This is a genomic window from Aquipseudomonas alcaligenes NBRC 14159, assembly GCF_000467105.1.
GTDB lineage: Bacteria > Pseudomonadota > Gammaproteobacteria > Pseudomonadales > Pseudomonadaceae > Aquipseudomonas > Aquipseudomonas alcaligenes.
The window spans coordinates 1-13760 of the sequence record NZ_BATI01000024.1 but is presented as its reverse complement, the minus strand read 5'-3'; the positions used below and the strand labels follow the sequence as shown (position 1 = coordinate 13760).

10 protein-coding genes and 1 pseudogene are annotated in these 13760 nt (G+C 57.4%); 7 read left to right on the top strand and 4 right to left on the bottom strand.

What is annotated here, in order from left to right:
• Positions 1 to 28: 28 nt before the first annotated feature.
• The 3 genes from PA6_RS13705 to PA6_RS13695 form a co-directional block, all read right to left on the bottom strand.
• Positions 29 to 997, bottom strand: coding sequence for a DUF932 domain-containing protein (locus PA6_RS13705; protein ID WP_021701527.1), 969 nt, complete (start codon positions 995 to 997; stop codon positions 29 to 31).
• A gap of 97 nt (positions 998 to 1094) precedes the next feature.
• The gene (locus PA6_RS22820; protein ID WP_081693986.1) at positions 1095 to 1424 is read right to left on the bottom strand and encodes a hypothetical protein; all 330 of its coding nucleotides are present in this window, start codon (positions 1422 to 1424) and stop codon (positions 1095 to 1097) included.
• Positions 1425 to 1709: 285 nt separating this feature from the next.
• Entirely contained in the window at positions 1710 to 3140 is a 1431-nt protein-coding gene (locus tag PA6_RS13695; protein ID WP_043216704.1) for an IS1182 family transposase, read from the bottom strand.
• A gap of 326 nt (positions 3141 to 3466) precedes the next feature.
• Between PA6_RS13695 and PA6_RS13690 the strand changes: the two genes are divergently transcribed.
• From PA6_RS13690 to PA6_RS22810, 5 genes are all read left to right on the top strand, one after another.
• Entirely contained in the window at positions 3467 to 4198 is a 732-nt protein-coding gene (locus tag PA6_RS13690) for a hypothetical protein (protein WP_021701524.1), read from the top strand.
• A gap of 16 nt (positions 4199 to 4214) precedes the next feature.
• The gene (locus tag PA6_RS13685; RefSeq protein ID WP_021701523.1) at positions 4215 to 5711 is read left to right on the top strand and encodes a DUF262 domain-containing protein; all 1497 of its coding nucleotides are present in this window, start codon (positions 4215 to 4217) and stop codon (positions 5709 to 5711) included.
• Positions 5701 to 7731: a DUF262 domain-containing protein gene (locus PA6_RS13680; protein WP_021701522.1), complete on the top strand. Its 2031-nt coding sequence runs from the start codon at positions 5701 to 5703 to the stop codon at positions 7729 to 7731. The genes PA6_RS13685 and PA6_RS13680 overlap by 11 nt, the downstream gene beginning before the upstream one ends.
• 692 nt (positions 7732 to 8423) lie before the next feature.
• Entirely contained in the window at positions 8424 to 8696 is a 273-nt protein-coding gene (locus PA6_RS13675) for a CopG family ribbon-helix-helix protein (protein ID WP_021701521.1), read from the top strand.
• Positions 8684 to 8977: a type II toxin-antitoxin system RelE/ParE family toxin gene (locus PA6_RS22810; protein ID WP_021701520.1), complete on the top strand. Its 294-nt coding sequence runs from the start codon at positions 8684 to 8686 to the stop codon at positions 8975 to 8977. Before PA6_RS13675 ends, PA6_RS22810 begins: the two co-directional genes overlap by 13 nt.
• On the opposite strand, the gene PA6_RS13670 is transcribed toward PA6_RS22810, so the two are convergent.
• Positions 8971 to 10380 (bottom strand): tyrosine-type recombinase/integrase, encoded by a 1410-nt coding sequence (locus PA6_RS13670; protein WP_021701519.1) that lies wholly within the window; start codon positions 10378 to 10380, stop codon positions 8971 to 8973. The genes PA6_RS22810 and PA6_RS13670 overlap by 7 nt on opposite strands.
• A 412-nt stretch (positions 10381 to 10792) precedes the next feature.
• On the opposite strand from PA6_RS13670, the pseudogene PA6_RS13665 reads away from it, so the two are divergent.
• A pseudogene (locus PA6_RS13665) lies at positions 10793 to 12628 on the top strand (N-6 DNA methylase); the annotation flags it as partial.
• Positions 12625 to 13760 (top strand): restriction endonuclease subunit S domain-containing protein (locus PA6_RS13660; protein ID WP_021701517.1); only part of this gene is annotated, 1136 nt, incomplete at its 3' end. The pseudogene PA6_RS13665 and the gene PA6_RS13660, both read left to right, overlap by 4 nt.

Below are 13760 nucleotides of genomic sequence, written 5' to 3'. Positions count from 1 at the left end.
GGGCGTTAGGCGTTGAGTCAGTAAAAGGTCAGGCGACCAGTTGCAGGGCCGTATCCAGAGCGCGTTGCTTGATCTGGGAACCTTGGCCGAACCAGGCGGAGTCGAGGCGGTACTCGGTGCTACGTGCCCGGCGCTCGTGATCGACGTACTCGGTCACGGCGTTGAGCAGGCCCCAGGCAGTGCCACGTGCTGAATCCAGCTGGCTGCCTCGGCCACGACCTTCATACAGCTCTTGCACTTTGCGCAGGGCGCGCTCGTTGGGCAGTTGCTCCGGCAGTGCGCCGGTCGCGCTGGTTTCACACATCACGTTCATAAAGAAGCCCAGCGCCTCATGCCACTGCACTTTGCGTTCAGCCAAGTGGCGCATGCGGTACATGAAGTCGTCCCATTGCGAGACGGCGATGCCAAGCTGCTTCTTCACCAGGTCGCCGTCGAAGCGTGTGCTGTGCGGCACCTTGATCGCACGGCTAGTGCCGTCCAGAGCGATGGTCAGCGTGTTGTTGCAGACCACGCGGATGGTGGTGGGGGTTGCTGTGGTGGCCAGAGTGCCGTCGCAGGAAGTGGCCAACAGCAGGTAGCCATTCACCTGGTCGTTACCCTTGATCGCTGCACCTTGGCCGGTACGCGCCAGCGCCCAGAACTTGCGCCCGCCTTTGAGCACGCCAGCGGTTTCCAGCTCGTAGCCGGAGACCTCGGTCAGATCGCGGTAGAACTCCAGCACCTCACGAGGCTGGACGGTGTGGTAGCGCTGCGAGACCACCGACAGCGGTGACTTGGTATCCGAGCGGTAGAGCACCTTCTGTTCCGGGAACGAATGAATCGCGCCCAGGTGGCCTATGGCGTCCGACTTAAAGTGCACGGGGCTTTCCAGGATCTGCCAGTCCATACCGGCTTCGCGCTGCCAGACTTCGATGGGCTGTTTCTGCGGAAGGTTGTTGCCTAAGCCGTGCCACGGGGTAGCGCCAACATAGGCCATTTGTTCGATTTGATGAGCCATGACGAATTTCCTTTGGGTGCAGGCCGGCATAAAGCGCCGCGCAGAGCGCAGCACCGGCAATCAATGAGAGATAAGGAAGAGGGGAGCTATGGCCGGATCAGGCCGGCAGGTTGAAGCGGTGACCGCAAAGCAAGCAGAGATTGTGGGCCAGTACATGGCGGTCGAGCGACTCACCGAGCTGGGCACCGAGCGCACAACCACCGACGCCACCGGCAAGGCCTCCGAGAATGGCACCGGATACCGAGCCGAGTGTGATACCGACAGGGCCGGCAATTAGGCCGAGTGCTGCACCGGCCTTGCCGCCTGCCAGAGCAGCGCTGATACCACGTGCGAGACCACCGACTGCGCCGATGGCCGCGCCGGTTTTCATGGCGTGATGGAACGAAGCGACTTTGGGTGAGTGACAGCGGGGGCACTGCAATGACATGAGACGAACCTCCTTGGTGCTGATGTCATTGCGGTAATGTGTGGTTGAAATTTTTTTGGATCGAATGGCTAATTTTCAGCAGCGCTAACTGAGTGCGAACTGGCTGGAGTCGGCCCAGACCGTGTAAAAACGCAGCGGGTGATGGATAGCTGGATATTGGGTTGTTTTAGCGGCGCCCAGCGTCCCTACGGGCCACTGGTGTGTCGATCCGAGTTATTCAGCCAATTCGGGCAAGTGTGGCTCTGCGATGCTTGGGGACGAGTTCAACGGGCTGCCAATGGGGGTTCAGGCCCTCATCGCGGCCATTAGCGCACTATTGCCCAGCAGGTTCAGCACCCGTTTGAAGTTGTAGGCGAGCACATGCAGGCTCATTTCCGTGCTCACTCGGTCGAGCGTCTTGGTGAGGAAATGAGTGGCGCCCATCCAGGCTTTCAATGTCCCGAACGGATGCTCAACCGTCTGGCGGCGGATGCGCATCATCTCCGGAGCCTGATCTAGGCGGGACTGCATCGCATCGAGCACCGACTCGTGCTCCCAGCGACTCACCCGCCGCTGTGCGCTCGGCGTGCACTGATCTTTCAACGCACAACCTTGGCAATGCGAACTCCAGTAACGGTGCAGTTTTAGACCTTTCTCAACCGTCGAGAATCGCCAGACCAAGCGTTCTCCGGCTGGGCAACGGTACTCGTCATGGGCCGCGTCGTAGATGAAATCATCACGGCCAAAGCGACCCGCTGCTGCGGCGGCCGATGTCTTAGCCTTGGGCACGAAGGCGGTGATGCCTGCTTCGTGGCAGGCGAGGATTTCCTCGCTTTTGAAATAGCCCCGGTCGGCGACTACCGACAGTGACTCCACGCCCATCGCGTCCCGTGCCTGCTTGGCCATGGCACTCAATTGGTCGCGGTCGACACCGTTGTTGGTGACCTCGTGCGTCACAATCAGGTGATGCTTCGTATCGACCGCAGCCTGGACGTTGTAGCCAACCAGGCCGGTGCCGCGAGTCATCATCGAGCGGGCATCTGGATCGGTCAGGGAGATCTGCTTGTCCGGGACGGACTCAAGCTGAGCCCCGATGTCTCGCAGTTCCTGCATCTTGGTTTTCAGGGTGGCAATCTTGCCGTGCAGGCGCTCTGCCTTGGCCTGTGCCACTGCGGGCTCCTGACGGTCAGCAGTATCTAGCGCCGTCAGGTAGCGGCTGATGCTGGACTCGATCTCCTCCATCCGACGTTGCAGCTTGGCGCTGGTGAAGTTGCGGTCACGATTGTTGACCGCCTTGAACTTGCTGCCGTCGATGGCCACCAGTGCCTCGGCGAACAGCCCGAGCTGCTGACACAGCACCACGAACTGCCGACAAACGCCGCGGATTGCCTTGCCATTATCCTTGCGGAAGTTGGCGATGGTCTTGAAGTCCGGCATCAAACGCCCGGTCAGCCACATCAGCTCGACGTTGCGCTGAGCCTCTCGCTCAAGGCGGCGACTGGATTGGATGCGATTGAGGTAGCCATAGATATAGATCTTCAGCAGGTCGGCAGGATGGTAGGCGGGCCGACCAGTTTCAGCCGGGATGACACCCCCGAAACCCAGTTGGCCAAGGTCGAGTTCATCGACGAAAACATCGACCACCCGCACCGGGTTGGTGTCCGCCACGTAGTCATCCAGGCTCTCGGGAAGCAACGCGCTTTGGCCTCGATGCTGTCCCTGGATAAAACGCTTCATCGGTATCCCCCCGCTGATTTGAACCCATCAAATCACAGCAAGGTCGATGCCAGCGTTTTTACACAGCCTGGGCCAGAAGCAGCCATTGCAAACTGACGCCGAGCCTGTTTCACGGTAATCCTGTTCCAGGATTCGCCCCAGCATGGGCATGTACTTTCAGGGCTTGCCGCTACTGCGCTATCCCGTCACCATTTATGCAATGTGCTATTTAATTGCCACTATCGAGCGTGACCTCTCCATATCCAATCGGAGGGTGTGCGAAATAGCGGTTAACATCGCCGCAAATCGCGACGGCCCACTCACGAATCGTTCAAGGAACGAATGCAATGATCAGGAAATCAGTGTCGGAACTCGCTTTCGTCAACAGCGGCTCGCCAATGCCCACTGTCGAGGTCGACTCGGACTCCATCGAGAATGCGGGCTTCAGTTTCCACCACACCGTGATGCAGGTCCTGACTCGGTTGGCCGAACAGGATGCCTCACTTCGCGCCACCCTCTATCTGTACGTTTCTGCCAGCAGCAATTTCCGTGAGCCGGGCTGGTCTGAGTTTCTGCTGGTTGCGGGCCCCAGGAAGGTTCTGCTGGCCTTGGGCGCTGGCTTCGAGCGATTGCCGGCGGTGAAGTCGCGGTTCAGCGATTACGTGTCGTCTGCCGCCGCCCTTCGAGCGTTCCATGTCGAAGGTGGATTGGTATGGGAACCGGAGGACGCCAACACTTGGTATTCCAACGGCCAGAACCTAGCTGACTTGACCGATGAGGCCGAAGATGATCCGCAACCTCTGGAGGAAGACGAAGAGGAAGAGGACGAGGACTGGGAGGCCGAGGAAGCGGAGGCCGAAGATGAGCAGGATGCAGACCAGAGCGTGACCGCTAACGAACGCAGAGCAGCGCGATATCGGGCCGCACGTTCGGATGCGAAGGTCAGCAGCATTCGGGCCGCCATCGAGGAGGTCTTTGGCCTGCCGGCGGGCTCGGTCGCGCTCTGCGGACCAGATCGGCGTGCGCTTCGCGGTGATGCCCGGATCAGGACGTTGCGCAAACGCTGGGAAGAGAGCTGAGCAAGGAATTCGATAGATGACACAGGAATCTCTTGTTCAGGTTAGCACCCTGGCCTTCGCCGATCTGCTGAAGGCAGGTACGCCATTGGCATTGGACAGTTACCAGCGAGGCTTTGTCTGGGGGCCGGACAAGCTGCTGCAGTTGAACAGTGATCTCGTGGAATTCGCAGGCCAGCCAGACAATCGCTTGCCTTACTACATTGGTGCGGTATTACTGCATCGCGATGCGCGCCAGTCGAAAAGGTTCATCATCGATGGTCAGCAGCGCATCACGGCGTTGTCGCTGCTGTATCACCGCGCTACCGGCAAGCTGCCCGCGGGCCAGGCGCTCAGCTATTCGGGGCAGTCCGCACGGCATATCCGTGAAGGGATGCTGGCGTTGCAGCAACAAGAGGCTATAGCACAGGAGATCATCGAAAAGCTGCGTCTGACAGTGATCGAAGTGGGCAGCAGCGACCTTGCCTTCACCTTTTTCGATACCCAGAACAATCGCGGCGTGCCCCTGCGGGCCACCGATCTGCTCAAGGCCTATCACCTGCGGGCGATCGATCATGCGGACGGCGAGGGCAAGCTCAAGATTGCTCTGCAGAAGCACTGCGCCGAGCGCTGGGAAGCGTTGCAACGTCTGCCCGCGGTACTGTCGCCGGGACAGGATTTTGCCCCCAACCTCTTCAATCGTTTTCTCTGGCGTGCGCGCCGCTGGCGTGGTGCGCAAACACCAGCGGGCAGGCACGAAACGCTGCTGACAGAGTTCCAGAACGACACTTGGCACCATGACGCAGACAGCCACAGCAGCGTCGACAGCGTGCCGCTCTATGCCACCCGGCCCAACCGGCTGGCGACTGCGCTTACGCTGGAGGGTGATGGAGAGTATGTACTGCAGGGCAACCAACTGCGTGTCAGCCAGAACCCCGCGAACCTGCCCATCGCGCTGCGCCAGCCCATCCATGAAGGCGTGGGCTTTTTTCTCTACGCCGACAAGTACGCTGCATTGCTGCAAAGGCTGATGAATGCCCCTGCACCCTGCTCGCAAGTGAGTACGTTCCGCGCGATCTATCGACAGCTGCTGTGCAACAACCAAGAGTATCTGCGCGAGATCTTCATGCTCTGCAGCTTGGTGTATGTGGATCAGTTCGATGTCGAGCAACTGACTGCTTTTGCTCTGCGCCTGGAGTTTCTGCTAGGTGCGATTCGTCTGAAGCAACAACTGGTCAAGCAGGAAACCGCCGCCAACTTCTTCAGGCTGGCCGAGCTGAACCTGCTAGATGTGATCGCGCAGAGCTATCACCCGAAGCAGGTACTGGACTTTCTGCAGAAGCGCCAATTGGTCGTGGCATCGTTGTATGCCGAGGAAACGATTGAAGTTGGCAATGGTGTGCAAGGTCGATACAAACGGGCTGTCCTGGCGTTTTACCGGGAGCAGACGGACTCTGAATGCCGCAGCCTTGCGGACAAATATCAATGGATCGAGGCGTTTTTGAAAGCTTCTCTAGGAGGTCGCCATGAGCATTGATTCCAGCCTTTGCACCCTGGAGCAGCTGACCAACAGAGAAGACGCCGCATGGTGTTTCAACGTGCCGATCTACCAGCGCCTTTACGTGTGGGGTGATGACCAGATCAAGACGCTTCTGACTGACATGGCAAATGCATTCGATCGCAGAGACACACAGTTTTTCCTGGGCGGCACGTTGTTGGTGGAAAAGACCACCGCTGAAGACCGCGACCAGGGCATGCGTCGCTTCGACCTGATCGATGGGCAGCAGCGTTTCACCACGTTATGGATGCTCAGCACTGTGCCTGTATGGCGCGAGGTGATGGGAGACTTCAGCAGGGTGGTGCTGAAGAACGGGACGATTCCGCGTCTACAGTTCTCGATCCGCGAGGAGGTCAATGACTTCCTTGCCAGCATGATGCCGGGCGGCAAGGCGGTGAACAGTGAAGCCATCGATACCCGGAGCATGAGAGAGGCTCAGCAATTGATGGCCTCCTTCGCGCAGACGTACAAGCGTGCGGACGGCGGGCCTGTGGATGATGAATATCTGAAGGCGCTGGCTGGCTTCGTGTATCGCACTGTCTCGCTGGTGCTAACACAGGTGCCCGAGGGCATGGACCTGAACAAGCTGTTCGAGGTCATCAACAACCGCGGCATCCAGCTACAGCATCATGAGATCCTCAAGGCTAGGTTGTTGCACGACATCCCCGCGGAAAACCGTTCCCGCTACGCGGCCTTGTGGAATGCCTGTGCCGACATGAGCGGTTTCGTCGAGCGCAATCTGTGTCTGGAAACCCAGCTGGATGCGCATCGGCTGGGAGATCTCTACAGCAAGGGGCAACTGTTGCATGCCGGCGCGGTGCATGGCTTGCTCGGGCGCAAGGCCGACGCCACGCAAACGGATGACGACGATCGCCTGACTTTGGAGGACATTGTTGGTGGCTCGATTGGTGATACCGGCCCGGCGCGAACAACCATCACCGAGGACGACGGCGAAGCCCCTTGGGCGCGCAGCATCATCGGTTTTCCGCTTTTCCTACTTCATGTCCTGCGTATTTGGCTGAAGGAGCAAGGGCCGCAGGACCTGCCACGTGTGCTGGACCGGCAGCTGCTCGCCCTGTTCGAGGCCTACTTGCTGGTGCCAGCGGAGCCAGCACAGCGTGCGGCGAGGGCACAAGGCTTCATCGATCTGCTCTGGCGTATGCGTGTGCTGTGGGACGAGTACGTGATCAAGTGGGTCGACCAAGGCGATGAGGAAATCCATCAGGTCTGCCACACTTCGATTTCCGCCAGCGAAGACAAGCGCTATATCAATCGTAGCCGCGACAATACTCTGCATCAGGGGCTGTCGTTGCTGCAGAGCATGCTGTATCACACGCAGGAAATTACCACCCATTACTGGCTGACCCCCTTCCTGTACTTCATCCACAAGCATGCGCATACAGTGCGCGGTGGCGGCGGTGAAATCGAGCGTTACTACGGCTTCCTGTGCCATTTGGATAACCAGTTGCTTGGCGAAGTGACTGATTCTTCGCTGGTCGCACGTAGCCGCCGCTTCATGGATACCCCTTGGCGTAACGCTTCGGTACTGCAGTTCGAATCGGCGCTGGCGGAGAACGATGGCGTCAGATTTGCGCATTACTGGTTCTACAAGCTGGACTTCGTGCTCTGGTATGAACAACAAGCTGACCGTGAATTCTGGGGCAATTTCCGTTTCACCGCGAAGAACTCGGTAGAGCATATTTCGCCGCAGAATCCACAGGCGACCGATACCAATACGGTCTCGAAGGAATGGCTGGACCGCTTTGGCAATCTCGCGCTGGTCTCGCGCAGTATCAACTCGGAATACGGCAATCTGCCCTTCAACGAAAAGCGCCAGCGATTCCTCAACAAGCGGGAGTATGAGAAGCGGCCCGACTCCTTGAAGATGGACCTGATCTATTCAAACGATAAGTGGGGAGAGGCCGTGGCCGATGCTCATCATTCAGCCATGCTGTCGGCACTGCGGAGACATTATCAAAGGGCTTTCAATATCGACTAGCGAAACTGGCGCAAGCGGTATCCAGTAAGCGTAACGACGGGTGATATGCCCAAGGACGATGACGTCCGATGAGTCGCGATGGCTGCTTTTGGCCGGTTTTTGCCTGTTGCTACCGGCTACTTTGTTGCTGGCTGTGGATGGTCATTTTCTCTCGTGCACAACTCTGCCCAGTCCACCATCAGTGTCCGGCCCTGTTAACAAATAAAAGTTTGGCCTATCTATATTTGAAAAGCCGTGTGGGCTTCAAGCTCATCCGGCGTAGGGATCTTTCATCCAGATTCGTCCTGAAACCCTCGGGCAATAGGGGCAAAGAGGCTTTCTATGCAAAACATCTTCTCTCAGGCAGCAGTCAGCATTTCTGATCTGAAGAAAACCCATCCCGCATCTTGGCTGAAGCCGCAAGTACCCCTGTAGTCTTGCTCGAACAGGATCGTGTTATGGCATATCTGGTGCCAGCAGAGCTGTACGAACAAATACTCGAGCGCCTGGACGATTTCTAGCTGGCTTCATTGGTGAGGGCTCGGGCAGCTGAAAAATCCATCCAGGTGTCCTTGGAAGACCTGTAAGCAGCAGATGCCCGGCTTGGTTTGGGTCATTCGCTGTTATGCCCATCGGCGTTTTCATAGGCAGCATAGTTCTTTTCTCTGCTACGATATTCAAAGGTAATACCTTTAGATAACTGAGGGCTGACCATGGCCACTTCCATCAAAATTGACGACGAGCTGAAAGGGCGCATTCAGAATTTGGCCAACTTGCGCCAACGCTCATCTCACTGGATCATGCGTGAGGCGATTACCCAGTACGTCGAGCGAGAGGAGGCCCGTGAGAGCTTCAAACAAGAAGCGCTGGCATCTTGGGCTGCATACCAGGAAACCGGCCAGCACTTGACCGGCCAGGAGGCTCGCACCTGGCTTGGTAGCTGGGGTACAGATGCTGAGGCAGAGCTACCCAAGTGCCACGACTGATTGTCACTGAAGGCGCGGCGAAGGGCTTGGAGCGTTGCCGACGATTCCTCTCCGATAAAGATCCGCAGGTCGCGCGCCGTGCTTCACAAGCAATCGAGCGTCAATTCGCTCGATTGGAGGAAAGTCCGGAAGTAGGGCGTCCATTTCCAGATCTGCCAGAGCTGCGTGAGCTAATCATCGAGTTTGGTGACTCAGGTTACGTTGCGCTTTACCGCTATGAGCGCGCAGATGACACGGCCTATGTCTTGGTCTTTCGCCATCAAAAAAAAGCTGGCTACTGATGCTGGATAGCAGCTGCCGGGCTCCCGGCAAGAATCGACTCTAACTTCTCGCCCAACAAGCGCCAGGCTTCAGTTTTTTCCTTGGCGTAATCGTGGTGCAGATAATGTCGACGGACCTTCGAGCCGCCCAGCAGGTGGTTCTGGCAGCGGTCGATGATTTCCAGTGTTACACCCAGCTCCTGCATCATGGTAGCGCCCGTGCGGCGCAGATCATGCGGGGTCCATTCACCCTTGGTTCCCTTGCTCAGTACCAGTGAGTCGTCATGATGCCGGCCAGCCAGTGGCTTGCTGCGGCTCTTGAATCGACATTGGCGGTCTCCAATGAGCTTGCTGACAGTCTTGGTATCAACGTGGCTTCGAGCATCCCTGCTGGGGAAGCAGAACGGCGTATCGCCGGTTTCTTTCTTAAGGCGTTTGAACTGCGCAACGGAAAACGCTGACAAGAACACATGGTGATCCTGACGCTTGCCTTTATGGCCTTTGGTTGCCTCGGCCGGAATGAACCAAGTGTTCTTCTCCAGATCCACGAAGCGCCATTCGGCCTTAAGTAACTCGCCGATTCGGCAGAGGGTGCTCAGGCAGATCCACAGCGCGCACTGGACGCGCGTATTGACCGGGCGAATGCCTGAATACTTCTGGCCAGCAGGAAGCTCTTCGTAGTCTTTCTCCAGGCGTTCGAGGATGTCCCGCAGTTCTCGAATCTCATCAGGGGAGAGCAGTCGATCCCGCTGTTCTTCGTAGTCATGGTCGAGCAGCTTGTTGACGTCTATCAGGTCGGCTGGATTGCCGTCAGTCATGAGACCACGCCATGGTTTGCGTTTCTCGGCCCAACGCAGCATCTGGCCGATGTCCTTGCTGCGGATAACGACGGTGCGGTTTAGGCCGCGAGATTTGACTGAGCGAAGGACAGCGAGCAGATCCTTTTCAGTAAGATTGCGCAGCGGCTTCTTACCAACTAGTGGCAGGACGTCCTTCTTAAAGCTGCGGATCAGCTCGGCATTGCCGTCCTGGCGGGAGACGCCGTCACGTATCCACTCATCAAAGAGATCGGCCACTGTCTTGTTTTCTGCGGCTTCACGCTCTGCTTCAGCAATAGTGGTGGCGATTGCCGCTTGCGCTTGGATCCGTGCTGCTTTTGCTGCAAGCGTGGGGTGCAATCCTTTTGTGACAAGTACCCGGGCTTCGTCTCGCTCAGACCGAATTTGCGCCAAGCTTTTCTTCGGCCAACTACCCAAGCGCTTCCTGGTGCGCGCTCCATCCAGCTTGAATTCATAGCTGAACTGAACTGTGATCCCGCGGACTCCGGCACGCACCTCAGCAACCAGTCCTCCATCCTCACGGAAGACCTTGCCGTCATCTTGCGCTGTCAGTGCCTCCAATTGCTTGATCGTTACCTTGGACACTCTCTACCCCTAGTAAAATTCCTCGCGCCCGAATTTTGTGCCACTTTTGTGCCACCAAAATGCTTGGCTGGTGGTGGGCGGTGTCGGACGTTATTGGATGCAAGATTAGCCTGTAAGGCTCGTATTTGCTAGGGTTAAGTCTGTCTCATGGCGTCCGGTACGATCTATGGGGATCTATAAAATAAGTGCATGGGGTGCAAGGGGTCGAGTGTTCGAATCACTCCGTCCCGACCAAATAATCCCAACATCAAAGCCTGATCAGAAATGGTCAGGCTTTTTTGTTTTTGGCTAAGGCATAAACACCGGGGTAAACGCGCTCACAGAGATGCGGTCCCGACCTTTCCGTCAGGTTAAACTCGTGCTTTTGCTGTCCTGTTCCAGGAGAAGTTGCGTGAACACGGAAAACCATTCCCAGACGAAGGAAGCGGTGATCCGTGAGTCCTATGCGCAGGAAGGCCGTCCTGATCTGGTGCGTGAGCGGCTGTTGCTACGCGCGGCCGGGCAGCAGTTCTTCAATGCCTCCAAGCTGACCCTCGGCACGCTGTCCGACACCCAGACCGCCGCTGACTTGATGAGCTATGTGCAGTCCTTCAGCAAGGACGCCCGCGAGATCTTCGAGCACTTCCACTTCGAGGACTTCGTGCAGCAGCTCGCCGCCGCCAACCTGCTCTATCAGGTGGTGCAGCGCTTTGCTGCCACGGACCTGAGCCCCGAGCGCATCAGCAACTTCGGCATGGGCATCATCTTCGAAGAGCTGATCCGCAAGTTCGCGGAGAGCTCCAACGAAACCGCGGGGGAGCACTTCACCCCGCGCGATATCGTGCACCTGACCACCTCGCTGGTGATCACCGGGCAGGACGACAAGCTCAAGCCCAACAGCATCGTCACCATTTATGACCCAACAGCGGGGACCGGCGGCTTCCTCTCCGAGGGTGACGAGTACATCCAGTCCATCAGCCAGCAAGTCACCGTGTCGCTGCACGGCCAGGAGCTCAACCCCGAGTCCTACGCCATCTGCAAGGCGGACATGTTGATCAAGGGCCAGGACGTCACCAGCATCAAGCTGGGCAACACCCTGTCCGACGACCAACTGGCCGACAACCGCTTCGACTTCATGCTCAGCAACCCGCCGTTTGGTGTGGAGTGGAAGAAGGTACAAAAGCAGATCACCGACGAGCACAGCGAAAAGGGCTTCAACGGCCGTTTCGGCCCGGGCCTGCCGCGTGTGTCCGATGGCTCGCTGCTGTTCCTCTTGCACCTGGTCAGCAAGATGCGTGACCCGCGTGAAGGCGGCTCGCGCATCGGCATCATCCTCAACGGCTCGCCGCTGTTTACCGGTGGCGCCGGCTCGGGTGAGTCGGAGATTCGCCGCTACCTGCTGCAGAACGATCTGGTCGAAGCCATCATCGCCCTGCCCACCGACATGTTCTACAACACCGGCATCGCCACCTATGTGTGGGTGCTGAGCAACCACAAGGCCGCCGTGCGCCAGGGCAAGGTGCAGTTGATCGACGGCAGCCAGCACTTTGCCAAGATGCGCAAATCGCTGGGCAGCAAGCGCCAGTACATCACCGAAGACCAAATCGACGAACTGGTGCGCCTGTATGGCCGCTTCGAGGCAACCCCGCAGAGCAAGATCTTCCCGGTCGAGGCCTTTGGCTACCGGCGCATCACCGTCGAGCGCCCGTTGCGCCTGAACTTCCAGGCCAGTGCCGAGCGCATCAACAAAGTGCTGGAAGAAAAAGCCATCGAAAAGCTGGACGCCCCGGCCCGCCAGCGTCTGATCGAAGCCCTGCAGGCCATGGACGAAAGCCAGCTGCACCGCAACCGCGAGCAGTTCAGCAAGCTGCTTAAGAAGGCGCTCAATGCCCACGACGTGTTCCCCAGCACGCCCGAGCTGAAGGCCATCCTCAATGCCCTGAGCGAACGCGACCCGGAAGCGGATATCTGCATGGTCAAAGGCCAGCCGGAAGCCGATGCCGGCCTGCGCGATAATGAAAACGTGCAGCTGGGCGAGTCGGTGTACGACTACTTCGAGCGCGAAGTGAAGCCCCATGTGCCGGATGCCTGGATCGACGAAAGCAAGCGCGATGAGCAGGATGGCGAAGTCGGCGTGGTCGGTTTCGAGATTCCCTTTAATCGCCACTTCTATGTATTCCAGCCGCCGCGTCCGCTGGAAGAGATCGATCGCGACCTTAAGGCCTGCACAGACCGCATCAAGCAGATGATTGAGGGGCTGTCGGCATGACGTTTCCCGTGTATCTGGCGTACAAGGATTCCGGGGTTGAGTGGCTGGGTGAGGTGCCGGAGCATTGGGCTGTGCATCCACTCAAGCGGGCTATTGAACGTATCGAGTCTGGCACCAGTGTCAATGCGGCGGATTTTCCAGCCGAGCCTGGTTCCTTGGGCGTTCTGAAAACCAGTTGTGTTTACACAGGAAAATTCGACTGGGCCGAAAACAAGACGGTGAATGATGAAGACCTGAGCAGAGTCAGCTGTCCGCTTCGTAAAGACACGCTCATTGTTAGTCGGATGAACACTCCCGATCTGGTGGGAGCCACGGGTCTGGTTACCGAAGCTCCCAATGGAATTTTCCTGCCAGACCGACTCTGGCAAGTTTATTTCTTGGTAAATCATTCTCCAGAGTTCCTTTTCTACTTCAGCAAGTCTCGGGAATACCGGGAGCAGGTAAAGATGGCCTGTTCTGGAACCAGCGCAAGCATGCAGAATCTTGGCCAGGATGATTTTCGTGGCTTGCTTTTCGCGGAGCCACCAAAGCCTGAACAAACCAAAATCGCCCGCTTTCTTGACCACGAAACCGCGCGCATCGACGCGCTGATCGAAGAGCAGCAGCGCCTGATCGAACTGCTCAAGGAAAAGCGCCAGGCCGTGATCTCGCACGCCGTCACTAAAGGCCTCGATCCGACGCTGCCGATGAAAGACTCAGGCGTGAAGTGGCTGGGCGATGTGCCGGTGCATTGGCGCGTCGGCAACATAAAATATTTCTTGGAGGCGATAGGGGACGTCGACCATTACATGCCTCAATCGGTCGATAAAGGCATACCTTATGTCATGACCGGAGATCTGATGGAGCTTGTTAGCGATATCCAGTTCGAAGAGTGTAAGCAGGTTGCGTACGACGATTACTTAAGATTGTCTGGAAGGATAAAAACCTCGAAGGGCGATGTTGTGATGGCTAGATACGCAACGATTGGCAGTGTCTCCTATGTCGATATAGATGCTGAGTTTTTGGTCTCATATTCTTGCGTAACAATTAAGCCAGACCTCTCAAAGGTTCTTGGAATTTATCTTTTCTATTACTTCAAGTCAGATTCATTTTTGAACGGTATACGGGCGCGAACAAATACGAATACGCAGGG

Coding starts and splice junctions, on each gene's coding strand:
- PA6_RS13685 (WP_021701523.1), top strand. CDS start 4,215: ATGACACAGGAATCTCTTGTTCAGGTTAGCACCCTGGCCTTCGCCGAT.
- PA6_RS22820 (WP_081693986.1), bottom strand. CDS start 1,424: ATGTCATTGCAGTGCCCCCGCTGTCACTCACCCAAAGTCGCTTCGTTC.
- PA6_RS13695 (WP_043216704.1), bottom strand. CDS start 3,140: ATGAAGCGTTTTATCCAGGGACAGCATCGAGGCCAAAGCGCGTTGCTT.
- PA6_RS13705 (WP_021701527.1), bottom strand. CDS start 997: ATGGCTCATCAAATCGAACAAATGGCCTATGTTGGCGCTACCCCGTGG.
- PA6_RS13675 (WP_021701521.1), top strand. CDS start 8,424: ATGGCCACTTCCATCAAAATTGACGACGAGCTGAAAGGGCGCATTCAG.
- PA6_RS13690 (WP_021701524.1), top strand. CDS start 3,467: ATGATCAGGAAATCAGTGTCGGAACTCGCTTTCGTCAACAGCGGCTCG.
- PA6_RS13680 (WP_021701522.1), top strand. CDS start 5,701: ATGAGCATTGATTCCAGCCTTTGCACCCTGGAGCAGCTGACCAACAGA.